Source organism: Nocardia sp. NPDC051052 (assembly GCF_044456045.1).
In the GTDB taxonomy this organism is placed as follows: domain Bacteria; phylum Actinomycetota; class Actinomycetes; order Mycobacteriales; family Mycobacteriaceae; genus Nocardia.
The window spans coordinates 419453-441712 of the sequence record NZ_JBITFL010000006.1 but is presented as its reverse complement, the minus strand read 5'-3'; the positions used below and the strand labels follow the sequence as shown (position 1 = coordinate 441712).

Here is a 22260-nt window from a genome sequence, read left to right as displayed (position 1 = left end):
CTCGGCTCCGTCGTGCGGCAGGCGCGCTGTGTCCTCGGTACGCTCGCTCACACCACCAACCTCGCACCAACCTTCACCGGCCATAGTTGCCCTCTCAGAGTAAATCTGTGAGGAGCGAAGCCATGATCTACGCCAGACCGGGGTCCGACTCCGGCATAGTCAGCTACGCCACCCGGTACGACAATTTCATCGACGGCGACTGGGCCGCACCCATCGAAGGCCGCTATTTCGACAACGCCTCCCCCGTGGACGGCGAAACATTCTGCACGGTAGCCCGTTCCAGCGCCGCCGACATCGATCTAGCCCTGGAAGCCGCCCATGCCGCCGCCGAGCGCTGGGCCGCCACCTCACCCGCCCAGCGTGCCGTTGTGCTGAATCAGATCGCCGACCGCATCGAAGCAAGCATCGCCCCCTTGGCCGTCGCCGAGACCTGGGACAACGGCAAACCGATCCGCGAAACCCTGTCCACCGACCTGCCGTTGGCCGTGGACCACTTCCGCTACTTCGCCGCCGCCATCCGCGCCCAGGAGGGCAGCGTCGCCGAGATCGACGGCGACACCGTGGCCTACCACTTCCACGAACCGCTCGGCGTGGTCGGCCAGATCATCCCGTGGAACTTCCCGATCCTGATGGCGGCGTGGAAGATCGCGCCCGCCCTGGCGGCGGGCAACTGCATCGTGCTCAAACCGGCCGAGCAGACACCGGTCTCGATCCTGCTGGTCATCGAGTTGATCGCGGACCTGCTGCCGCCGGGAGTGCTCAACGTGGTCAACGGGTTCGGTGTCGAAGCCGGAAAACCCTTGGCGTGCAGTCCGCGAGTGGCGAAGCTGGCGTTCACCGGTGAGACCACCACCGGGCGGCTGATCATGCAGTACGCCAGCGAGAACGTCGTCTCGGTCAGCCTGGACCTGGGTGGCAAGAGCCCCAACATCTTCCTGCCCGATGTGCTGGCCGAGGACGACGCGTTCCTGGACAAGGCGATCGAGGGTTTCGTGATGTTCGCGCTCAACCAGGGTGAGGTGTACACCTGCCCGTCGCGCGCGCTGATCCACTCCTCGATCTACGACGAGTTCCTGGCCCGCTGCGTGGCCCGCACCGAGGCCATCGTCGGCGGCGACCCGCTCGACGAGGACACCATGATCGGCGCCCAGTCCAGCAACGACCAGTACGAAAAGATCCTGTCCTACATCGACATCGGCAGGCACGAGGGCGCCCGCGTGCGCACCGGCGGGGAGGCACGCAAGGTCGACGGACTACCCGGCGGCTACTACATCCAGCCCACCATCTTCGAGGGCAGCAACACCATGCGGGTGTTCCAGGAGGAGATCTTCGGACCGGTGGTCGCGGTGACCCGGTTCGACACCGTCGAGGAAGCGGTACGCATCGCCAACGACACCCTCTACGGCCTGGGCGCCGGGGTGTGGACCCGAGACGGCGCCACCGCCTACCGGATGGGACGCCGCATCAAAGCGGGCCGGGTCTGGACCAACTGCTATCACACCTATCCCGCGCACGCCGCGTTCGGCGGCTACAAGAAATCCGGCATCGGCCGGGAGAGCCACAAAATGATGCTGGATCACTATCAGCAGACCAAGAACCTGCTGGTCAGTTATGCACCGACGAAGCTGGGGTTCTTCTGATGCAGCAATCGCGAACCTATCGTGTCGCCATCACCGAACGGGCCCGTACCGTCTTGCGGCAGTTGATCGAATGCCACGGCGCGGTGCTGTTCCACCAGTCCGGTGGCGTCTGCGACGGCAGCTCACCGATGTGTTTCCCGGTGCGCGAGTTCCGGGTCGGCGGTGCCGACGTCCTGCTCGGTTATCTGCCCTGGCACACCGAATTCTGGATGAGCGCCGAGCAATACGAGGTGTGGAAGCACACCCACATCACCGTGGACGTGGTGAGCGGGCGCGGCAGCAGCTTTTCCCTGGAGGCGTCCGACGACGTGCGCTTCCTCATCCGATCGCGGCTGCTCACCGACGAGGAGGTGGCCACCCTGCCGCCGCCACGCACCGGCGCCGATCGGATGACCTAGAACCCCCGGAATCTCCGGGTCCGTACGGTCGAACCGGACGACCGCGCGGCACGGGCGCCGCTTCGTCTGCGCCGCGGCCATGTGCGTAGGCGAGGCAATCGGGCTCCCGTCGGGGAAACCGGCGGCGGTGTCCGTCAGGTGGCGCACGACCACCTGACGGACACCGGTATCACCGGCCGGGTAGGAAGCGCAGGGTGCGGGTGACCGTCATCAGGAACCGCTGCCACTTGTCCTGCGAAATCAGCGGCGGCGCATCCAGATTCAGGAACCGGGTGACCACCACGGTCTGCGGTTCGGTGAATTTCAGCAACCCGTCCGGGCCGTGCCTGCGCCCGACCCCGGAAATGCCCATGCCGCCCATCGGCGCGGCCGTGCTGCCCCACGCGGGAGCGTAACCCTCATCGATACATACGGTGCCCGCGTGCAGCTGCGCGGCGATGCGCTCACCCTCGGACTTGCTGGACGCCCACACGCTGGCGTTGAGCCCGTACTCGGTGTCGTTGGCCAGCCGGACCGCCTCGTCGACGGTGTCGACCGGGTAGATCGAGACCAGCGGCCCGAAGGTTTCGTTGCGTCCGCATTCCATGGCCTCGGTCACCTGCGCGAGCACCGTCGGCTCGAAGAACAGCGGACCCAGATCCGGGCGGGCCTTGCCGCCGGCGAGCACCTTCGCGCCCTTGGAGGTGGCGTCGGCGACATGCTTGGTCACCGTCTCGAGCTGCGCCTCGGAGATCAGCGACCCGATATCGGCCGAATAGTCGTAGGTCGCACCGAGTTTCGCGGCCTTGACGGCGGCAACGAACTTGGTGGTGAATTCCTCGGCGATCGAGCGTTCGACGTAGAGCCGTTCGATCGAGATGCACAGCTGCCCGGCGTTGGAGAAGCACGCGCGCACCGCGGCCTTGGCGACTTTGTCCAAGTTCGCGCCCTTGGCCACGATCATCGGATTTTTGCCGCCGAGTTCGGCGGAGAAGCCGATCAGCCGTCGTCCGCACTGCTCGGCCAGCGTGCGCCCGGTCGCGGAGGAGCCGGTGAACATCAGGTAGTCGCACTGGTCGACGATGGCCGTGCCGACCACGGTGCCCGGGCCCGGCACCACGGCCAGCAGATCGCGCGGCAGCCCCGCGCGGTACAGCAATTCGGCGTTGGCCAGCGAGGAGAACGGTGTTTGGCTGTCGGGCTTGACGACCACGGCGTTACCGGCGACCAACGCCGGAATCGAATCGCCGATCGAGAGCAGCATCGGGTAGTTCCACGGCGCGACCACACCGACGACACCCTTGGGCTGGGTGCGTACCGAGGTGCGGTTGAGCAGCGGGAATGCCCCCGGAACGCGGTGCGGGGCAAGCAGATTCGCGCCGTTCCTGGCGAAATAGCGGGCCGCGAAGATCAGGCCCATGATTTCTTCCTGGGCCGCCCAGCGCGCCTTGCCGGTCTCGGCCTGCACCACGTCCATCAGGAACTCGCGGTTCTCCACGATCAACGCCCGGTACCGCTCGAGCACCGCGGCGCGATCGGCGGCCGGGCGCGCGGCCCAGCGCGTCTGCGCGGCGCGGGCCTTCTCGAAGGCGGCCGCCACATCCTCGACGGTGCCGACGGGCACACTGCCCAGCGCCGTGCCGGTGAACGTCTCGGCGATCGTCTTGCGCGGGCGATCCTCGGGGCGGTCGATCGCGGCCAGCGCGCTCAGACGGTCGAAGACTGCGGCTTCGGGCGCGGGCATCGTTGCCTCCTGGGTAGGTGTCGGGTGCGATCTCATGTAACCGCGAGATACACACAATCTACGCCGGGCCGGGCCTGATCAGAAGCCAACACTCTTCACATCGGCCGCATGCGTCGCCCATCCGGCCGGAAACGCGGCCTCAGCGCGGCCGCGGCGGCAAAGTCAATTCCAGTCCCACTCACCGGGACACAACGGCCGAGCGGTCCGTTTTGTGGTTTAGGTTGTGCCGATGTTCAGAGCGAGGCTCGGGGTTCGTACGCGGATTCTGGCAATCGCGCTCATTCCGAGCTTGACTCTGCTTGTAGTCGGCGTGGGCGCAGCGGGGTATCTGGTAGCCGAGGGGACCAAGGCCAAGGAATGGGCGGTCCAGAATCAGAACGCCATCCCGCACACCAGAGAGCTGATGGAGGCGGTCCAGCAGGAACGCAAACTGACCCTGGCTCAGCTCGCCGGTGACGACACCGCGCCCCCGGCGCTGGCCGCCGCGCGCATCCGTCTCGACGGCGCCATGCGCGGACTGATCGAGGCCTCCGCCGGCCTGCGCAAGGTCGACGACTCCAAGATCGGCGACGACGTCGCGGGCTTCAACACTTTGCTCAGCCAGATGACCCAGGTTCGGATGGCCACCGACGCCGCCCAGCTGCAGCCCTCCGACGCGTACATGTTCTACAACCGGATCCTCGACGTCATCTCCGTCGGCACCGAGATCGCCGAGCAGTCCGCGCCCGACACCGAGATCGGCGTCGCCATCGCCGAAGGCATGCGCTTCCTCAACGCCGCCGAAGCCATGGCGCGCAGCAACGCCCTCGGCGTCATGCTCGCCACCACCAACGGGCCAACCCCGATCCCGATCGAGGAGTTCCTGCGCCAGGTCGGCTTCTACCACAACGAAATCGGTAACCTCTCCGCCGAATTCCCTTCCGGCGCAATGCACGACCGGCTCCAGCAGCTCACCGGAAGCAACGCCTGGCAGCAGCTCTCGCAGATGGAAACCGCGCTCGCCCAACGCTATTTCGCCCAACAGGCCACTGCCACCGTCAGCTCGTCGAGCGGATCGACCTCCTCGAACGGCAGTTCCTCGAGCAGCGCCAAGCAGTCGCTCCCCGTGCTGCCGCTGTCCACCACCGATTGGCAGCACGCCGCGGCCGAGGTGAACCGCTCGCTCATCGATGTGTGGATCTCGCAGAACCGCCACTCCCAGGAACTGGCCGAGGACAAAGCCAACACCTCCGCCGCCAACTCGCTCTACGCGGGCGGCGGCGTGCTGCTGGTCTCCATCGCGGCGTTCCTGATCGCCCTCGTGCTCGCCAACCGGATCATTCGCCGGCTCAAGCGACTACGCAAGCAAACCTTCGCCATGGCCGACGAGCGACTACCCGAGACCATGCGCAGGCTCAACGCCGGCGAAACCATCGACCCCGCCGCCGAAACCCCGGTGCTGGACTTCGGTCACGACGAAATCGGCCAGGTGGCCAGGGCTTTCCAGCACGCACACGCGGCCGCCATCGGTGCCGCGGTCGCCGAGGCCCGCACCCGCGAGGGCGTCAAGGCGGTCTTCCTCAACATCGCCCACCGCAGCCAGATCGTGGTGCACCGCCAGCTCGAGATCCTCGACGAAGCCGAACAGCGCCAAGAAGATCCGGTCCTGCTCGACACCCTGTTCCGCCTCGACCACCTGGCCACCCGCGAACGCCGCAACGCCGAGAACCTGACCATCCTCGGCGGCGGCCAGCCCGGCCGCCAGTGGCGCAACCCCGTCCCGCTGATGGACCTGGTGCGCAGCTCGGTCGGGGAAACCCTCGACTACGCCAGGGTGCGGGTCTCGCGGCTGCCGGAGGTGCACGTCGTCGGCACCGTCGTCGCCGACCTCATCCACCTGCTCGCCGAACTCGTCGACAACGCCACCGCGTTCTCCCCGCCGCAGTCGCGGGTGGAGGTCAGCGGCAACGTGGTCGGCAAGGGCGTGGTCACCGAGATCAGCGACCAGGGCATGGGCATGCCCGATGCCGAGCTCGCCCGCTTGAACGAGATGCTGCGCACCCCACCGGATTTCGGTGTCGCCGCGCTGTCGGCCGATTCGCGGCTCGGGCTGTTCGTGGTCGCCCAGCTCGCGATCCGCCACGGTGTCACGGTGCGCCTGTCGGAGTCCGACTACGGCGGCATCAAAGCGATCGTGCTCATCCCGTCGGCGCTGATCGCCGCCGAATCCATCCCCGCGCCAACACCATCGGAGCTCACCGACCCCGGCCGGCGCAGGCGCCTCGCGGCACCGATGCCGAGCGAACCCGCCGAAACCGCGCAGCCGGTCACCGGCGCGGTCGCCACGCTGGCCATCGAATCCCCCGCGCCCTACAGCCCGCGCCCACACCTGCCACCGGCGCCGCACCCCGACGCGGACGGCCGCCCCGCCCTGCCCCGGCGCAGCAGGCAAACCAATCTGGCACCACAACTGGCCGAACCGGCATCCGAGCAGCCCGCCCCCGCGGCGCCCGCCCGCTCGGCCGAACAGGCACGCGATCTGATGTCCGCCATCGAGAACGGGACCAGGCAGGGCCGCCGCTCCGCCGTCATCCCGGACGAACAGGAAGGTTAGGGGTGTCCTCTTCTCCCACAGGTGATCTCAATTGGCTGCTCGACGATCTCGTCGACCGGCTGGCCGGGGTGCGCCACGCGGTGGTGCTGTCCACCGACGGACTCTTACTCGGCCGCTCCAGCGCGATGACCCGTGAAGACGCCGAACACTTCGGCGCGATGTCCTCGGCGCTCTACGGGCTCGCCCGTAGCGCGGGCAACCGATTCGACGGCGGCGGCGTGCGCCAGGCCGTCATCGAACTCGACCGGGCCGTGCTGTTCGTCACCTCCGCCGGTGACAACGCATGCCTTGCGCTGCAAGCGATCGAGTCCGCGAACCTGGGCATGGTGGCCTACGAGATGAACCTCACCGTCCAACGCGTCGGCAACTATCTGTCCACCACGCCGCGGCGCGATCTCGTCGGACAGGGCGAGTCGACGCTGCCATGACCAACCCGCGTGAGCCCTGGTTCGACGAAGCGGCAGGCCCGCTGGTCCGCCCGTACGCGGTGACGCGCGGGCGCACCGCGGGCGGCGGTCCCGAACTGGACATGCTCACCTCGGTGGTCGCCGACGAATCGGCGGGCACCTCCCGCCGGATGGAACCCGAATACGCCGATATCCTTCGGCTGTGCCGTGTTTCGCAAACGGTGGCCGAAGTATCGGCACAGTTGCGTTTACCGCTCGCGGTGACGAAGATCCTCGTCGGCGACCTAATCGGCGACGGGCAACTCATATTCCGTGCTCCCGTCCCGACGGAAGCCGGGCCCGAAGACCTCAACATATTGCGAGCGGTACTGGATGGAATCCGAAAAATTTGACCCCAGCGGCACGCCGCACCTGGCCGCCTCGGTCAAGATCCTCGTCGCCGGTGGGTTCGGCGTCGGCAAAACGACCATGGTGTCGGCGATCAGCGAGGTCGCGCCCCTGCGCACCGAGGAACTGATCACCGAGGTCAGCACCGGCGTCGATGATCTGTCCGGCGTGGAGCAGAAGACAACGACCACGGTCGCCTTGGACTTCGGCAGGCTCACCATCGACAAGGACCTGGTGCTGTATCTGTTCGGCACACCGGGACAGGACCGCTTCTGGTTCCTGTGGGACGAGCTGGCCCGCGGCGCGCTCGGCGCGGTGGTGCTGGCCGACACCCGGAGACTCGGCAATTCCTTTGCCGCCGTTGACTTCTTCGAACGACGGCGGCTGCCGTTCATCGTCGGAGTGAACTGCTTCGACGGAGCGCCGGTCTACACGATCGACGAGGTGCGCGACGCGCTCGACCTCGATCCGAGCACCCCGGTGCTGCTGTGTGATGCTCGTGACCGAGGATCGTGCAAGACGGTCCTGACGACACTGGTGGAACATCTCATCGAACGCGTGCAGCGTCCGGCCGTCACCACCTGAACAACCGGCAGCCCCGAGCACTCGGGGCTGCCGGGGTTCCACCGTTGGAAAGGAGCCGGGTTATGCGCATCGAGCGAACCCTTGCCGCCGTGGTCGTTTCGGGCACGCTGGTGTTATCGGCCGCCGCGCCCGCCGTCGCCGCACCCGAGCCCGCGCCGGTGGCCTCGACCGTGCAGGACTCCGGAGCGGCCACCTACGCGCGCGAATTCGTGTTCTTCCTCGTGTGTTTGCTCAAGGGGCAGCTGGCGGGTTCGACGTTTCCGCTCTGCTGAGCTCACACCCGCACGAGCCAGCCGAGGAACAACAGCACCCCCGCGGCGCACACCAGCACCACCATCGCAACGGGCCAGCGCGGCCCCAGCCGCCCGAGCACGGCACGGGTGAGGTGCACCTGCAGCGTGCCGAGTCCGGCGAGCACCAGCAGCCACACCGGCACCAGGACGACACCGATCAGCAGGTGCGTCGACCAGGCACCGGCCAATGTCGGCCCGCCCCACGCGTTCTCGTAGCCGTCGGTGAGCAGCGGATACAGCAGTCCGCGCACCCCGCCGAGCACCGCGAGGAACGCGAAAAACCAGGTCACCAGGCCGAGCGCGCCACTGAGCACCGAATGCCACATCGCCCGCGGTGCCGAATACCTACGCGGATTGACGGATTCGCCGAGCAACCGCCGGGGCACCCGCAGCCGTGGCGGCACCGGGCCGACCGCCAACGGCAGCGCCCACAGGGCGTAGACCGCCGCGCGCAGCCATGCCAGCAGCACACTCATACCGCCGACGGTAGCGCGTTGTGCCTGCGGCTCAACGCAATCGGCCCGCATCCACCAGATCGTCGAACAGCAGCTGATCCACCGGCGGAACCAAGGCCCGATCGGCGTAGCTGAACCACGCCATCTCCTCGATCTCACTACTGGCCGCGAGGGTGCCGCGATAGTCGGCGGTGTAGCAGCTCATCCGCACCACCAGCTCCGGTGCGTGCGTCGCCTCGTATGTGCCGACATGCGCGACCGTTTCGGGCAGCAACGCGACGGTGAGCTCCTCCTCGATCTCGCGCACCAACGTCTGCAGATCGGTCTCCACACCCTCACGTTTGCCGCCGGGAATGTAGAACACATCCTTACCCCGCGGCCGCGCACACAGGATCCGCCCACCCTCGATCCGCACCCACGCCACCGTATCGATCAGCTGCCCATCCACCCCCGCACCTTAACCACCCCCCGAGCCCCCGATCCCACGCGACACCAACCAAGGTCTACCCGACTGAAGTCGACCTCCATCCCGTCTATCCGACCGAAGGCCCCCTTCGGTCGGATAGGGGTTCCGGTAGTAATCGTGCGAAAAACAACGACAATGGCTTGACCAGCGATGATGTCGGGCTTCCGGTTCGGGCTGCGGCGCATCGTGATTGGTGATTGGCTGGCTGCCGATGAGGTTGCTCGGTGTGCTGGAGGTCGGGTTTCGTGGCGATTCAGGTGTTCGCGGACGAGGAATTGGCGCGTCTGCGGGAGTTTCCCGATATCAGCCGCGAGGAGTTGTTCCGGTTCTTCACGCTCACCCCGGCCGATATCGCGTTCCTGACGCCGGGGCGGGGGCGTGGCCCTGCCGAGCGGCTCGGCTTGTCGGTGGCGCTGTGTGCGCTGCCGTGGTTGGGGTTCGTGCCGGACAAGGTGGCCGGCACGCCTGCGGTGGCGGTGGCACGGCTGGCCGAACAGCTGAAAGTTGATGCGTCGCTGATCCGTTCGTACGGCAAGCGGGCGCAGACGCGCACCGAGCATCTGCGGTTGGCGGCGCAGTATCCGGGCTGGCGGTCAGGGACCGCGATGGAGTTGAAGGAGCTCGACGAGATCCTGTTGGCGCGGGCGATGGAGCATGATTCGCCGACATTGTTGTTCCGTTTGGGGTGCGAGTACCTGCTCTCGGCGCGGGTGATCCGGCCCAGCCCCGACACTGTCGTTCGTCGTGTCGTGCATGCTCACGAGCAGGCGCAACGGGAGACCTACGATCGGCTCGCACACGAGCTGACTCCCGGGCGGTGCGCGGAGTTGGACGGCTTGCTGGTCACCGATTCCTCGATCCGGATGTCGCGGTTGCGGTGGTTGTCCACTGGCCCGGTGGAGGCGTCGGCGGCCGCGGTGCGCAACGAGGTCGAAAAGCTGGGATTCCTGCGCGGCCTCGGCGCGGACACCCTGGACATGTCGGTGCTTCCGGCCGAGCGCCGCCGGTTCCTGGCCACGCTGGGCCGCCGTCTGACCGGGCAAGCTTTGGAGCGGCGTGATCCGGAGCGCCGGTATCCGATCTTGTTGACGGTGCTGGCACAGTCGGGCACCGATGTGCTCGATGAGGTGGTGGCGCTGTTCGACCAATCGCTGTCGGCGAAGTTCAGTGCCGCCGAGAACCGGATGCTCGCCGAACTGGCCGAACGAGGCAAGACAGGCGAAGACCGGCAAGCACTGCTGGATGAGCTCCTATCCATCATCATCGACCCGCAGATCCCCGACGAGGACGTCGGCGGATTAATCCGAGGCGAGGGCATCGGGTGGGAGCGATTGCGGGCGGCGAAAGCGCAAGCCAAACCGCGGCTTCCACGCGATCATGGGCACCTGGCCGCCCTCGATACCTCATATTCGTATTTGCGCAAGTTCACTCCGGCGGTGTTGTCGGCGGTGCGCTTCGCCGGCGGTACCACCGCGACCGAGCTGCTGATCGCCGTGGACATGCTGCGCGAGCTGAACGCGACCGGGCGCCGCAAGGTGTTCGACGACGCGCCGACAGGGTTCGTGCCGACCAAATGGCGCGGCTATCCCGAGGAGGCGCGCAAGAGCGGGAATGCTGTTGCCTACCGGCACTATTGGGAGCTGTGCGTGCTGCTCGGGTTACGGGACTGGCTGCGTACCGGGGACGTATACGTACCGGGGTCGCGGCGCTACGCCGACCCGGCCGCCTACCTGCTCACCCCCGACCAGTGGGAGCCCCAGCGCGCCGAATTCTGCCGCCTGGTCGGCAAACCGGCCGATCCCGCCCAAGCGCTGGCCGCGCTCACCGACGAGTGGGGTGCGGCGGTCGGCGAGCTGGAGCAGGTGCTCGCCGCCGGGGACGGGCCGGTGCGCCTGGATGAGGCCGGTGATCTGGTGATCTCCCCGCTGACCGCCGAGGACATCCCGACCGAGGCCATCGCGTTGAAAGCCGAGCTGACCGAGATGCTGCCGTTCGCGCCGATCGTGTCGCTGCTGATCGAGCTGGACAAACGCACCGGCTACCTGGACTGTTTCACCCACGCGGGCGGTAAACAAACCCGCACACCGGAACTCAAACGCAACCTGATCGCGATACTGCTGGCCGGAGCCACCAATCTCGGCCTGACCCGGATGGCGGATGCGACGGGTATCTCCTACGACATCCTGTCCTGGACACAGGAGTGGTATGTGCGGGAGGAGACGCTGCGGGCAGCGAACCTGGCGATCATCGGCTACCACCAGCGACTGCCGTTGACCAGCATTTTCGGTGCCGGGACACTGTCGTCCTCGGACGGGCAGCGGTTCCCGACGCGCGGAAAGTCCACCACCGCCCGCACAGTGCCACAGTTTTTCGCTGACCAGGGATTATCGACCTATACCCACGTCACCGATCAGCACACCACCTACGGCACCAAGATCATCGTCACCACCCGCCGGGAAGCGCATTACGTGCTCGATGAAATCCTGGGCAACGCAACCGATCTGCCGATCACCGAGCACGCGACAGATACCCATGGCATCACGCTGGTGAACTTCGCGCTGTTCGATCTGCTCGGGATGCAGTTGTCTCCGCGCATCCGGGACCTGGGCAAGATCACTCTTTACCGGCCGGGGCCGCGCGCCGATGCCGAAGCCCGGTTTCCGCACGCGGGTCCTCTGCTGACACGGAAGTTGAATCTGGACCTGATCGCCGAGCACTACGACGACCTGCTGCGCCTGGCCGGGTCGCTGAAGTTCGGGCACGCCACCGCGTCGCTGCTGGTGGGCAAGCTGTCGGCGTCGGGCCGGCAGAACGCCCTCGCCGCGGCACTGAAGGAATACGGCGCTATGCGCCGGACGGTCTACGCGGCCCGTTACCTGTCGGATCCGGACTATCGGCGCAAGATCTCCCGCCAGCTCAACAAGGGCGAGTCCATCCATGCCCTCAAACGCGGCCTCATCTATGCTCACGACGGCGCGTTCCGGGCGCGGCATCTGGAAGCCCAAACCGAACAGGCATGGTGCCTGACCCTCGCCACCAATGCGGTAATCGCCTGGACGACAGAGTATTACGGGCTCGCGGTCGAGCAGATGCGCCGTCAAGGCCGCCGCATCGACGACGATGTGCTGGCCCACATCAGCCCGGCCCACAGCGAGAACATCAACTTCTTCGGCGCGATCGAGGTCGACATCGACGCCGAACTCGCCGCGCTCGGCCCGACCGGGTACCGGCCGCTACGGGTCCGCGACACGCTGTTTTGACCCGCTCCGAGGCCCCGGTACCTGCCCTTCGCTGTCGCAACCGACGACCAGATCCGTTAGGGCCGAGTCGTAATAGCGGGCTACGCCGAACTGCTCGGTCCGCACCCTCAGCCGCGCCGCCCAGGACGCCACCGGCAAAGAGGTGCGTGAGCTCATCAACGAGCGTCTGCTGTCGAAGCCCGGCGCCTGCCGGGAGATGCCCGGTTGATCAGTCGGTGGGTGCCCTGCACCGTTCTGCATCTTGGTATCGCCCGGGGAACGTCAGGGGCGGTCGATGTTCTCCCACAAGTCGAGGGCCGCCTGGTAGTGGGCGTCGGCCGCGAAGGGAGGGTTGCCGACGCTTACCGAGGTGGGCCGGTCTGTGACGGCGGACCACAGACGGGACTGCTCGCCGGTGGCGAAGTCGAGCACGATGTCGCGGATACGCGTGTCACGCTCGGCCTGTTCGGCGCTGCGGCCCGGCTTCTCCTGGCCGACCAGGGCGTACATCTCGGTGCCGTGCACGGCGGGCGCGCCCTCTGCGGGCCCGATCAGAAGGAGATGGGCGTTGCCGCCGCCGGCAGCGTGGGCCAGGGCACCGCGGGCTGCGGGGAGCCCGAAGATGTAGTCCGTCAGGAGCGCGGCGCGGACCTCGGCCGGGGTGCGGCCGCCCTGGTCGTAGGCATCGACGATCTTTCTGGCGTGGGAGCGGGGAATCCGCCATTCCGCGACCTCGTCGACGATGCGGTCGACGGTGTGCGGGTCGAACCGGTCGAGGTCGTTCGCCACCCACCAGCCCATGTCGTCGCTGGCCATGCTCAGCAGTACGTCGACATCGCGGTGTGCGCCCGAGGCGAGGACGTCCATGGGGTGGGCGTCCAGTACTGCACCCGGCTGCCCGATGTCCAGAACGACGCCGAGGCTTTTGCTGTCCATCCCGCCGCGGACTCCGAGGTCCGTCGGGGTGACCTTGTGCAGGGCGGCCACCAGCGAGCCCGTGTCGAGGTCGGTCAGCTTGTCGGGGTTGTCCGCGATGCCGAGTTCGGTGACGAACCGGTGTGCGAGTTCTTCGGCCCACCAGGCCGGCTGGAGACGCGAGGGCCCGGCGGAGAATCCGGCCAGGCGCCGGTACAGGCCGTTCGCGGAGGAGGCACCGAGCAGCCCGAAGGTGGCATAGGCGCCGCCGCTGTGGCCGTAGACGGTGACGTTGGCGGGGTCGCCGCCGAAGTCGGCGATATTCTGCTTGATCCAGGTCAGCGCGGCGATGAGGTCCTGCAGGCACAGGTTGCTGGCCTCGGCGAGTCGCCCGCCGTACTGCGAGAGCGAGACCGCGCCCAGTGCGCCGAGCCGGTAATTGACCGACACACCCACCACGCGCCCCGACGCGGCGAGACCAGAAGCGTTCGAGGTGATCTGCGTGTTCGCGCCGAACTCGAATCCGCCGCCGTGGACGTATACGGCCACCGGCAGCGAATTCGCGGTCGGTTGCGCCGGGGCCCACACGTTCAGGTTCAGGCAGTCCTCGCCGGTCCCGCTGTCCGCTTCGAGCCAGTCGCCGGTGTCGGGCTGGACGGGCGCGACGCCCTTGCGGTCGTAGGGGCGGTCCGGGTCGAAGTCCGCGAGCACGGGGCGGCGGTATCGCTCGGCGGTGGCGTACGGAATACCCCACCAGGACCGCACCCCTGGTGCAGTCGGGGCCGCGGGTGCGGTGGCGGTCATGACGTGTCCTTCCGGCGCGGTTCGGGTGTTCGCGCGGCGTGTCGGCGGCTGTTGCTTACGGTGACGCTCTCCCATCATTTCCTGGGATTCGGCAAATCGCCCTGCAGACACCGGTCACCTGGTGGTCACCAGGTGACACTTTCACCAGCGCCGCGCTCGGTCCGACCGGCCACCGGACGCTGCGGGTACGCGACACGCTGTTTGACTGGTGTATTGGTCAACCGCCTTCCCGATTTGTATCGCTGAAGCTGCTTACCCGGGTTTCTGGCCTGCTGCGTAGGCGGAGGGGGTGAGGCCGGTGCGGTTGCGGAAGAAGCGGCCGAAGTCGGCGGCGTCGGGAAAGCCCAAGTGAGCGGCGACGGCACGGGCTGTCCAGTCGGGCAGGCCGAGCAGGCGGCGGGCTTCGAGGAGGCGGCGCGCGTCGATCACCTGCCGTGCCCCGGTCCCCGCGGTGTCGTGGGCGGCGCGGGTGAGGGTGCGGACCGAGCAGCCGAGCAGACGGGCATAGTCGTCCACTCGGTGCAGCTCACGAAAGTGCAGTTCCAGCGCGTCGAGGAATCGCTTGTGGACAACCGCTCTGCGGCCTATGCCGCCCTTGGCGGGCAGCGGTGTGGCCGTTGTGGTGCCAGGGGCGTGGGCGAGGCGCAGCAGCAGGGCCTCCAGGAGGCTGCGGCGCAGGGCGTGGTGCAGGTCGAGGGGGCGTCGGCCCAGGGCGCGGTGTTCGTCGAGGAGCTGCAGTGCGGTGTTCTCGGTCCAGGGGGCGTCGTCGGGGTGCGGGGTCAGGACGGCGGGCGCGTCGTGCGCGGTGACGGGGGTGAGCAGGCGGGCGGTCTCGGCGCGGAGCACGTCCGGTTCGAACAGGATGAAGGGGCCGGTGGCGGTGCCGGGCGGGTGCCAGCACTGCGCGTGGCCGGGGCGTACCCACAGCCACTGGCCGGGGGCGACGGTGCGGGTGATGTGGTCGACGTCGTGCTCGAGGACCCCGGACGTCACGTGAATGAGGTAGTGGAAGGTGGCTCGGCCGGGGCGGGGCGGGTTCCACGGCCAGTCGTCGTGGTCGGCGAAGAAGTCCTCGATGGTGGTGACCTCCAGGCTGTACGGGGTGCCGACTGGGGGCTGGAAGCCGTACAGAGGAGTGGGTGCGCCTGCGGAAGGGACGGGTGCCTCGGCCCTGCCCGTCTGTCTGCTGCTGACCATTATGTGTCCGCAGTCTACGGCCCGAAATACTCGATCCCGGCGAATCATTGCTGGTGAGGCCCGGACAGTCGGGCCGTCGGCGCTTGAAGTCACAGGCGGCCCGCCGATGGCGGGCCGGTCGTACCACGACGCAAAGGAGCTGAACGTGATGAACGGCAAGAAGCTGCAGCAGATGGCCGCCGAGTACGCCGAGGGCCTGCCCGGCACCGTACTGGAACATCCCTTCGGTCCGGAGTGGGACGTGCACAAGGTGCGCGGCAAAGTCTTCATGCTGATGACCGACGTCACCGGGGAGCCGTTGGTGATCCTCAAGTCCGCCCCCGACGAGGCGGCGGCGCTGCGCGAGCAGCACGCCGAGATCACCCCCGGCTATCACATGAACAAGCGGCACTGGATCACCCTGCACGGTGGCGACACCCTCGACCGCGGCCTGGTCAAGGAGTTGGTGACCGACTCCTACCGGCTGGTGGTCGCGGGACTCCCGAAAGCACAGCAGCCGGTGGACCCGGCCTCGTACGCCCGGGGAGACCGGGCCCCGCGATGACCCTCACCGGGGCGCGGCTGCAGCAGGCGGCGCGGCGCGCGGCGAAGGCGCTGCCCGGCGTCGGCAGCAGCCGCCCCTTCACTGAGAAGCTGGATGTCTACAAGGTTGCCGGGAAGGTCTTCCTGATCGTCACCGACGATCCCAGTGAGCGGATCATCACGGTCAAGGCGGAGCCGGAACACGGGCTGCGGCTACGGGAGGAGTACCCGTCGATCACCGCCGGACGATATCTCGACAAGACGCACTGGATCTCCGTGGGCACCGACCGGGCCATCACCGCGGCCCTGGTCGAGGCCCTGGTCACCGATTCCTACGACCTGGCACTGGACTCGGCGCCCCGGAGCCGGCGGCCAGCGCGAACCTGACCGCCCGCCCCCACCACCAGCAGCTCCCTACTACTGGAAGCAGACACCGCTATGCCCCCGACCATGCGCGCCATCCGCCTCACCGGTCCCGTCACCCCCGACCAGCTCACCGTCACCGCCGCGCCGGTCCCCGACGTGCGCCCCGGCTGGGTCCGGATCCAGGTCAAAGCCTTCGGCGTCAACGAATCAGAGGTCACCAGCGCCAAGGGTCAGTCCAGCCCGGACTTCTCCTTCCCCCGCATCCTCGGCATCGAGGGCGTCGGCATCATCGACGCCGTCCCGGACGGCAGTGACCTCGAGCCCGGCCAGCAGGTGGCCACCATGATGGGCGGCATGGGCCGCGCCTTCGACGGCAGCTACGCCGAATACACCTTGGTCCCTCAAGACCAGCTCATTCCCTTCGACACGGACCTGCCCTGGGAAACTGTCGGCGCACTGCCGGAGATGTTTCAGACCGCCTACGGATCCCTCACCACCGGGCTCGACCTGCAGCGGGGTCAGACCCTGCTGATCCGTGGCGGAACCTCCACGGTTGGGCTGGCCGCAGCCACACTGGCCAAGGACCTGGGCGCCACCGTCGTGTCCACCACCCGCCGCGCCGAGCGCGCCCAGATACTGCGCGACCACGGTGTGGACCACCCGGTCATCGACGACGGGAAGATCGCCGACCGCGTGCGCCAGCTGTTCCCGGACGGGGTGGACGCCGCACTCGAACTGGTCGGCGGACCGGCCCTGCCCGACACCCTGCACGCGGTCCGCCCCGGCGGCACCGGCTGCTTCACCGGCTCGCTCTCGGACCAGTGGATCATCCCCGACTTCAACGCCTTCGCCGTCATCCCCATCGGCGTCCGCCTCACCGTCTACAGCGGCGACGCCAAAGACCTGCCGCCCGCCGTCTTCGACCACCAACTGCGGTCCATCACCGAAGGCCGCCTCGTGCCCGCCATCGCCAAGGTCTACCACGGCCTCAACCAGGTAGCCCAAGCCCACACCGACCTGGCAGCCGGCGGCACCCCGGGCAAACACGTCGTCGTCCTCGACTGACAGCGCAGCGCAGATGCCCGGCTCCAGCTCCCGAGCGGCGTCGACCTCACCAGCTGTCACCCACCCCCATTATCCGCTAGGAGAATCTCAAGGTCTCTGTTCACCGACGGCTACAGCTCATTCTCCGTCCTCGATCTCCCCTCCACTCGAGCGTTTTATGGCGAGGTCCTCGGCCTCCCGACGGAAGAGCTCGATGCGATGCTCACACTGCACCTACCCGGCGGCACCAGGGCAGCTGCGCAAAGCCGGCCTCGTCGAGACCGAGCGGCGCGGCGTGAACACCTTCCACCGCGCCCGCCGCGACGCCCTCGCCGCGCTGTGCATGGCTTCGATCCGGACTGCTGCCGCTGATTGCGAGGAGCGGGCCCGACGGCTCTCCGGCGTCCCGGAGGTGGAACAGCTACGACTGGCCTTCCGTTCGGTGGTCCCACTGTTCCGTAAACCGATCGGGCAACGGAACACCGTCGTGTACGGAACCGACCCCAGGTCGCGGGTGTTCCGTAGAGGTGTTCCACGAACCATCCCGGTCAACCCCCGCTATCTGAAACACTTTTCGGCATGGTCGAGCCGTTCCGCGTCGGATACTGCCGCTGCTCCACCGATGAGCAAGACGTAGAAATCCAGACCGACCAGCTGATCGCGCTCGGAGTCCCGAGCGAGCGAATCTTCATCGACACAGGCTTTTCCGGCACCACCCGCCGCAACCGTGCCGGCCTCGACAACGCCCTCGCCGCAGTCACCTCCGCCGCCGCGGCCATCACCGAACGACAGGTCGTCCTGACCACGACCAAGTTCGACCGGTTCGCCCGAAACATGGCCGAAGCCGGGGAGATCCTCACCGACCTCCGCAAGCGCGACGTGCTGTTCGGGCTGGGCAACTCGATCCATGACTGGCACGACCCCTTCGGCAAGCTCTTCCTCCAAACTTTGGCGATGGTCGCCGAATTCGAGGCGAACCTCAACCACCTGCGCACCCGCGAAGGCATGGCCAAGGCCCGCGCCAAAGGCCGACTCAAGGGGAAACAGCCGAAACTGCCTCTCGCAGCACGGAAAACGATCTACCGCCGCTACCACGACCCCGACGACGACGCGAGCCTGGCAGACCTCGCCGAGGAGTACAGCGTCGGCCGATCCACGATCCAGCATCGTCAGCGCCGCCGCACCTCGGGTGTAACTCACCGGACCTGACATATTCCGCCATCACCGCTGGTCAAGCCATTGTCGTTGTTTTTCGCACGATTACTACCGGGACCCCGGATAGCCCGGCCCGAATGAAGGAGACCTTCGGTCGGATAGGCGGGGCGAGGGGGGCACTCGGTCGAGCGCGACTGGACCTTTAGTGCTCGACCGGGTCCGAGTGTGCTTACAGGGCGCGGACTGTCAGCGCGTCGCGACCGAGAACCGCGCCGAGATGATCGAGCGCGGCGGCCAAACCCTTCTTCGGCAACGGCGCACCATCGAACATGCTGACCGCCACCGCGTCATCGGTGAGTTCCCAGGTGCCCACGATGCGGCCGCCCGCGAGGACGATCGGGGAGATCCAGCCCGCGGTGCGGCTGACCTTCGCGCGGTGATCGCCAGGCAGCAGGGCGGTATCGGCGGTGCCGGGACCCAGGATGTACTGGTCGAAGCCGCCGAGCAGGTGGACCGCGTCCGTGGGCTCGGTCGCGGCGAGGTCGTCGAGGTGTTCGCTCAGCAGGTAGCCGGAGCGGCCGTCGACCTCGACCTCGGTGAGGGTGTCCCCCAGCTCCGAAAACCAGCCGCGCAGTTCGGTTTTGCGCAGGCTGCCGCGGCTGAGCCACGCGTCGAACGCCTCCGGGGTCGCGGGACCGTACGCGCCGAGGTAAGCGGTGATGGCTGTTGGCGCGGCGACATCGGGTTCGGGCAGACCTGGCCAGCCCTTGATCAGCTGGGCCGGGTCGGCGAAGGTGATCTTGGCGCCCTGGGCCGGGCCGTGGCAGATAGCGCCTTGCCAGGCAAGGGGTTTGAGCAGCGCGCCCCAGCCGGAGCGCAGTTGTTCACCGAGCCGGTGGTATGCGGGGTCGGCGAGCAGCGTCTGGACCAGTTCCTCGCGGGTGAGCACGGCGCCGTCCAGGACTCGGCGCACCTCCTCGGTCAGGGCGGCGACCTCGGCCGGTGACGCACCGAAGTTGCGCTGCCACACCGGTTTCTCCCAGGTGCGGGCCGAGGCCAGCAGGGAAAGGCAGGCCGCGGCCAGATCCGGGGTGAGCGCGTGCAACGTGCCGCGCATCGCCCAGGTCTTGATCAGGGTGCCGTCGTTGAGCGCACCGACCAGCGCACCGGCCTCCGGCGTCGAGCTGCGCAGCGCCACCGCCATTTCCGCCGCCGAGGTGACCTGCGCCTGCACACCACACAACCGATCGACGATCTCGGGCACGCCGGCGGCGCGCGAGACGACATACTGCCGCCGCAACCGCCACGCGAAGACCTGATCCCAGGTGAGGCGCATAGGAACTCCTTAGCACTCAGCCCAACACGGCGCTGCAGAACGCTACCGTAGCCGCGACGGCCGCGAATCCGGTTACCGTCGCCGCGATCACGCCGAGCAGCGCGGTGCGGGTGGTGGCCCGCCGCATCGGGCTCACCGGGTCCACCAGACGCTCGGCCCGCGCCAGCACCGCGGTCCCCGCCGCGGCCAGCGCACCCGAGGGCACCGGCCCGGACACACCGAGGATCACCAGCAACCCGCCGAGCAGCGGTGCCGAACCATGCTTGTCGGCCGCCTTGTCATCGGCACACATCTCGAGCAGCCGGGCGATCTCCGCCGTGCCGAGGGTGACCAGACGCAGACCAGGCAGCGTGGTCGCGATCGCGCGCAACACCGCCGTCAACGGAGCGTGCCTGCCGGACAGATGTGCCCGCTCATGCGCCAGCACCGCGGCGAGCTGCTCGGGTGCCAGCGCCTCGAGCGCGGCACTGGTCACCACGATCGTGTCCGGTCGTCCCGGCACGCAATAGGCTTGGCGCTCCGGCGAATCCAGCACCAGCGCGCCGAGCCCTGGCACCCGGCGCCCGACCAGTCGCAGCGCCTTCGCGTGCGCGTGGGTGCGCCTGCGCATCTCCCGCACCACCGACACCGCGCGCGCCACCACCGCCATCGTGCAGGCCGCGACCAACGCGCCGATCGCGAAGGTGACCGCCTTGGTCGCGCCGCTGCCGTCCTCGTGCATCGGGTTCCACATGATCGCGACGCAGGCGCGCAACGCGTCGTGCGGATGTCCCCAGTAGGTGGCGAACTCGACCGTGAGCATGGTCGCCGCCGCCGCCCACGCGCCCAGCGTGCCGACGATCGCGACCACCCAGGCGATGATGCCGAGTCGCGGCGCGTTGCCACGCCGGGTCAACCTGCGCAGCACCGGCGGACCGAGGGTGGCCACCGTGGCGCCGTACACCATCAACGCGATCGCCAGCGTCACGTCGCGGCGCCCGGCGGTGCTTCGGGAGTCTTGTGCGCGGTGAGCCTGCGCAGCGCGGCACGCAGCCCGGCCGATTCCTCGGCGCTGATCCGGTCGACGAAGTGGCTCAGCACCAGATCGGAGCGGCCGCCCGCGCCCAGCGCCTCGAGCATCAGCCGGGCACTGTGCTCCTCGCGGGTCAGCGTCGGCCAGTACCTGTAGGCCTTGCCGGAACGTTCGCGCGCCAGCCAGCCCTTGCGGTGCAGGTTGTCCATGGTGGACATGACGGTGGTGTAGGCGATGTCGCGCTGGGCGGACAGTTCGTCGAAGATCTCGCGCACCGTGGTGTCCTCTGCGTCCCGATCCCAGATGCGGTCCATGATCACCGCCTCCAGGTCTCCAAATCCGCGCACAGTACCGACTCCCTCATCCAAAAACGTGTCCTGCTGTTGGGTCAGCGTACCGGTTAGTCCGAATTGCTACGTAGCCAAGCCGTAGATTTGGCAGATTTCCTCGATGACCAGGGTTCCGGATGTCGGTGGGCCATGCGAACATATGTTCGTGTCCGACGCATCCGCATCCCGCCCGCGGATCGTCGCGCGGGCCGAGGCCTCGATCCTGCACGCCGACCTCGACTCGTTCTACGCCTCGGTCGAGCAGCGCGACAATCCCCGGCTGCGCGGCAAACCGGTGATCGTGGGCGGCGGGGTGGTGCTCGCGGCCAGCTACGAGGCGAAGGCGTTCGGGGTGCGCACCCCGATGAACGGCGGGCAGGCGCGGCGACTGTGCCCGCACGCGATCGTCGTGCCGCCGCGCATGTCGGCCTATGCCGAGGCGAGCAAGGCGGTGTTCGAGGTCTTCCACGACACCACGCCGTTGGTCGAGGGCGTCTCCATCGATGAGGCGTTTCTCGATGTCGGCGGGCTGCGGCGCATCGCGGGCGAACCGATCGGCATCGCCGAGCGCTTACGCGGCCAAGTGCGTGATCAGGTCGGACTACCGATCTCGGTGGGCATCGCCCGCACCAAATTCCTGGCCAAGGTCGCCAGCGCCGTCGCCAAGCCCGACGGCCTGCGCTTCGTCCCACCCGACGCCGAACTCGACTTCCTGCACCCGTTGCCCATCGAAAGGCTCTGGGGCGTAGGCGAAGTCACCGCGCGCACCCTGCACGATCACGGCATCACCCGGGTCGGTCAGCTCGCCGACCTCGGCGAAAGCCCGCTGCGCGCCCTGCTCGGCGCGGGCGCCGCCCGCCACCTCTACGCCCTGTCCTGGGCTCGCGACCCCCGCCGCGTCGAAACCGGTGTGCGCCGCCGCTCCATCGGCGCCCAGCGCGCCCTCGGCCGCCGGCCCCACCCGCCCGACGAGATCGAGGCCTACCTGCACGGCCTGACCGACCGTCTCGGCCGTCGCCTGCGCGCCGCCGACCGCATCTGCCGAACCCTGGTGCTGCGCATGCGCTTCGACGACTTCACCCGAGCCACCCGCTCGCACACCCTGCCCGAGGCCACCGACCACACCGAGACCCTGCTGTGCGCCGCGAGGTCGCTACTGGCCACTGCCATGCCGACGATCCAGGAACGCGGCCTCACCCTCATCGGCCTGGCGCTCACCAACCTCGCCGACGCCGACCCATGCCAACTCGCACTCCCCTTCGAAGCCCGCGCCACCAACACTCTCGACGCCACCCTCGACGACCTACGCCACCGCTTCGGCTCCGCCGCCATCACCCGCGCCGCCCTACTCGGCCGCGGCGAGGGCCTCTCGGTCCCTCTCCTACCGGACTGAC

Annotated in this window: 21 protein-coding genes and 1 pseudogene; 14 read left to right on the top strand and 8 right to left on the bottom strand. The window is 68.1% G+C overall.

The features are described from left to right. Positions 1–122: 122 nt before the first annotated feature. Positions 123–1640, top strand: a complete 1518-nt coding sequence (locus ACIBCN_RS23235; RefSeq protein ID WP_396993707.1) for an aldehyde dehydrogenase family protein — start codon at positions 123–125, stop codon at positions 1638–1640. Beyond that, positions 1640–2038 carry a DUF779 domain-containing protein gene (locus tag ACIBCN_RS23230; RefSeq protein ID WP_396993706.1) on the top strand — a complete coding sequence of 133 codons (399 nt, stop codon included), beginning with the start codon at positions 1640–1642 and terminating at the stop codon, positions 2036–2038. The genes ACIBCN_RS23235 and ACIBCN_RS23230 overlap by 1 nt, the downstream gene beginning before the upstream one ends. A gap of 169 nt (positions 2039–2207) precedes the next feature. On the opposite strand, the gene ACIBCN_RS23225 is transcribed toward ACIBCN_RS23230, so the two are convergent. Further along, positions 2208–3797, bottom strand: coding sequence for a succinic semialdehyde dehydrogenase (locus ACIBCN_RS23225; protein WP_396993705.1), 1590 nt, complete (start codon positions 3795–3797; stop codon positions 2208–2210). Positions 3798–3990: 193 nt separating this feature from the next. On the opposite strand from ACIBCN_RS23225, the gene ACIBCN_RS23220 reads away from it, so the two are divergent. The 5 genes from ACIBCN_RS23220 (at position 3991) to ACIBCN_RS23200 (ending at position 8005) form a co-directional block, all read left to right on the top strand. Next, entirely contained in the window at positions 3991–6354 is a 2364-nt protein-coding gene (locus ACIBCN_RS23220) for a nitrate- and nitrite sensing domain-containing protein (RefSeq protein WP_396993704.1), read from the top strand. Between the two features lie 2 nt (positions 6355–6356). Further along, positions 6357–6782, top strand: a complete 426-nt coding sequence (locus ACIBCN_RS23215) for a roadblock/LC7 domain-containing protein (RefSeq protein WP_357388808.1) — start codon at positions 6357–6359, stop codon at positions 6780–6782. After that, positions 6779–7153, top strand: a complete 375-nt coding sequence (locus tag ACIBCN_RS23210; protein WP_396993703.1) for a DUF742 domain-containing protein — start codon at positions 6779–6781, stop codon at positions 7151–7153. Before ACIBCN_RS23215 ends, ACIBCN_RS23210 begins: the two co-directional genes overlap by 4 nt. Further along, positions 7134–7733: a GTP-binding protein gene (locus tag ACIBCN_RS23205; RefSeq protein ID WP_396993702.1), complete on the top strand. Its 600-nt coding sequence runs from the start codon at positions 7134–7136 to the stop codon at positions 7731–7733. Before ACIBCN_RS23210 ends, ACIBCN_RS23205 begins: the two co-directional genes overlap by 20 nt. A gap of 62 nt (positions 7734–7795) precedes the next feature. Beyond that, a complete protein-coding gene (locus ACIBCN_RS23200) occupies positions 7796–8005 on the top strand; it encodes a hypothetical protein (RefSeq protein WP_396993701.1) in 210 nt (69 codons plus the stop codon). A gap of 2 nt (positions 8006–8007) precedes the next feature. On the opposite strand, the gene ACIBCN_RS23195 is transcribed toward ACIBCN_RS23200, so the two are convergent. Then, positions 8008–8502, bottom strand: coding sequence for a hypothetical protein (locus tag ACIBCN_RS23195; protein WP_396993700.1), 495 nt, complete (start codon positions 8500–8502; stop codon positions 8008–8010). Positions 8503–8533: 31 nt separating this feature from the next. Then, positions 8534–8929, bottom strand: coding sequence for an NUDIX domain-containing protein (locus ACIBCN_RS23190; protein ID WP_396993699.1), 396 nt, complete (start codon positions 8927–8929; stop codon positions 8534–8536). Positions 8930–9192: 263 nt separating this feature from the next. Here ACIBCN_RS23190 and ACIBCN_RS23185 point away from each other — a divergent pair, with 263 nt between their 5' ends. Next, positions 9193–12207, top strand: coding sequence for a Tn3 family transposase (locus ACIBCN_RS23185; protein WP_396993698.1), 3015 nt, complete (start codon positions 9193–9195; stop codon positions 12205–12207). Positions 12208–12468: 261 nt separating this feature from the next. Here ACIBCN_RS23185 and ACIBCN_RS23180 read toward each other — a convergent pair whose 3' ends face one another. Together ACIBCN_RS23180 and ACIBCN_RS23175 are read right to left on the bottom strand one after the other, a co-directional pair. Next, complete coding sequence (locus tag ACIBCN_RS23180; RefSeq protein ID WP_396993697.1) at positions 12469–13905, bottom strand: carboxylesterase family protein; 1437 nt, start codon at positions 13903–13905, stop codon at positions 12469–12471. 252 nt (positions 13906–14157) lie between these two features. Then, entirely contained in the window at positions 14158–15102 is a 945-nt protein-coding gene (locus ACIBCN_RS23175) for a helix-turn-helix domain-containing protein (protein ID WP_396993696.1), read from the bottom strand. A gap of 148 nt (positions 15103–15250) precedes the next feature. Here ACIBCN_RS23175 and ACIBCN_RS23170 point away from each other — a divergent pair, with 148 nt between their 5' ends. From ACIBCN_RS23170 to ACIBCN_RS23150, 5 genes and pseudogenes are all read left to right on the top strand, one after another. After that, positions 15251–15646, top strand: coding sequence for an MmcQ/YjbR family DNA-binding protein (locus ACIBCN_RS23170; RefSeq protein ID WP_396993695.1), 396 nt, complete (start codon positions 15251–15253; stop codon positions 15644–15646). After that, on the top strand, positions 15643–16011 hold the full coding sequence (locus ACIBCN_RS23165) for an MmcQ/YjbR family DNA-binding protein (protein ID WP_396993694.1): 369 nt from the start codon (positions 15643–15645) through the stop codon (positions 16009–16011). The genes ACIBCN_RS23170 and ACIBCN_RS23165 overlap by 4 nt, the downstream gene beginning before the upstream one ends. A 51-nt stretch (positions 16012–16062) precedes the next feature. Further along, positions 16063–17055, top strand: coding sequence for a zinc-binding dehydrogenase (locus ACIBCN_RS23160; protein WP_396993693.1), 993 nt, complete (start codon positions 16063–16065; stop codon positions 17053–17055). Positions 17056–17287: 232 nt separating this feature from the next. Then, positions 17288–17406: pseudogene (locus ACIBCN_RS23155) on the top strand (transcriptional regulator); the annotation flags it as partial. 207 nt (positions 17407–17613) lie between these two features. Continuing rightward, positions 17614–18243 (top strand): recombinase family protein, encoded by a 630-nt coding sequence (locus ACIBCN_RS23150; RefSeq protein WP_396993692.1) that lies wholly within the window; start codon positions 17614–17616, stop codon positions 18241–18243. A gap of 175 nt (positions 18244–18418) precedes the next feature. Here ACIBCN_RS23150 and ACIBCN_RS23145 read toward each other — a convergent pair whose 3' ends face one another. From ACIBCN_RS23145 to ACIBCN_RS23135, 3 genes are read right to left on the bottom strand one after another with little or no spacing between them, the layout of a single operon-like run. Further along, a complete protein-coding gene (locus tag ACIBCN_RS23145; protein ID WP_396993691.1) occupies positions 18419–19525 on the bottom strand; it encodes a winged helix DNA-binding domain-containing protein in 1107 nt (368 codons plus the stop codon). A 16-nt stretch (positions 19526–19541) separates the two neighbouring features. Beyond that, positions 19542–20492 carry a M56 family metallopeptidase gene (locus tag ACIBCN_RS23140; protein ID WP_396993690.1) on the bottom strand — a complete coding sequence of 317 codons (951 nt, stop codon included), beginning with the start codon at positions 20490–20492 and terminating at the stop codon, positions 19542–19544. Beyond that, positions 20489–20884 carry a BlaI/MecI/CopY family transcriptional regulator gene (locus ACIBCN_RS23135; RefSeq protein WP_396993689.1) on the bottom strand — a complete coding sequence of 132 codons (396 nt, stop codon included), beginning with the start codon at positions 20882–20884 and terminating at the stop codon, positions 20489–20491. Before ACIBCN_RS23135 ends, ACIBCN_RS23140 begins: the two co-directional genes overlap by 4 nt. 142 nt (positions 20885–21026) lie before the next feature. Here ACIBCN_RS23135 and dinB point away from each other — a divergent pair, with 142 nt between their 5' ends. Continuing rightward, on the top strand, positions 21027–22259 hold the full coding sequence (gene dinB, locus ACIBCN_RS23130) for a DNA polymerase IV (protein ID WP_396993940.1): 1233 nt from the start codon (positions 21027–21029) through the stop codon (positions 22257–22259). The last annotated feature ends 1 nt before the right edge of the window (position 22260 follow it).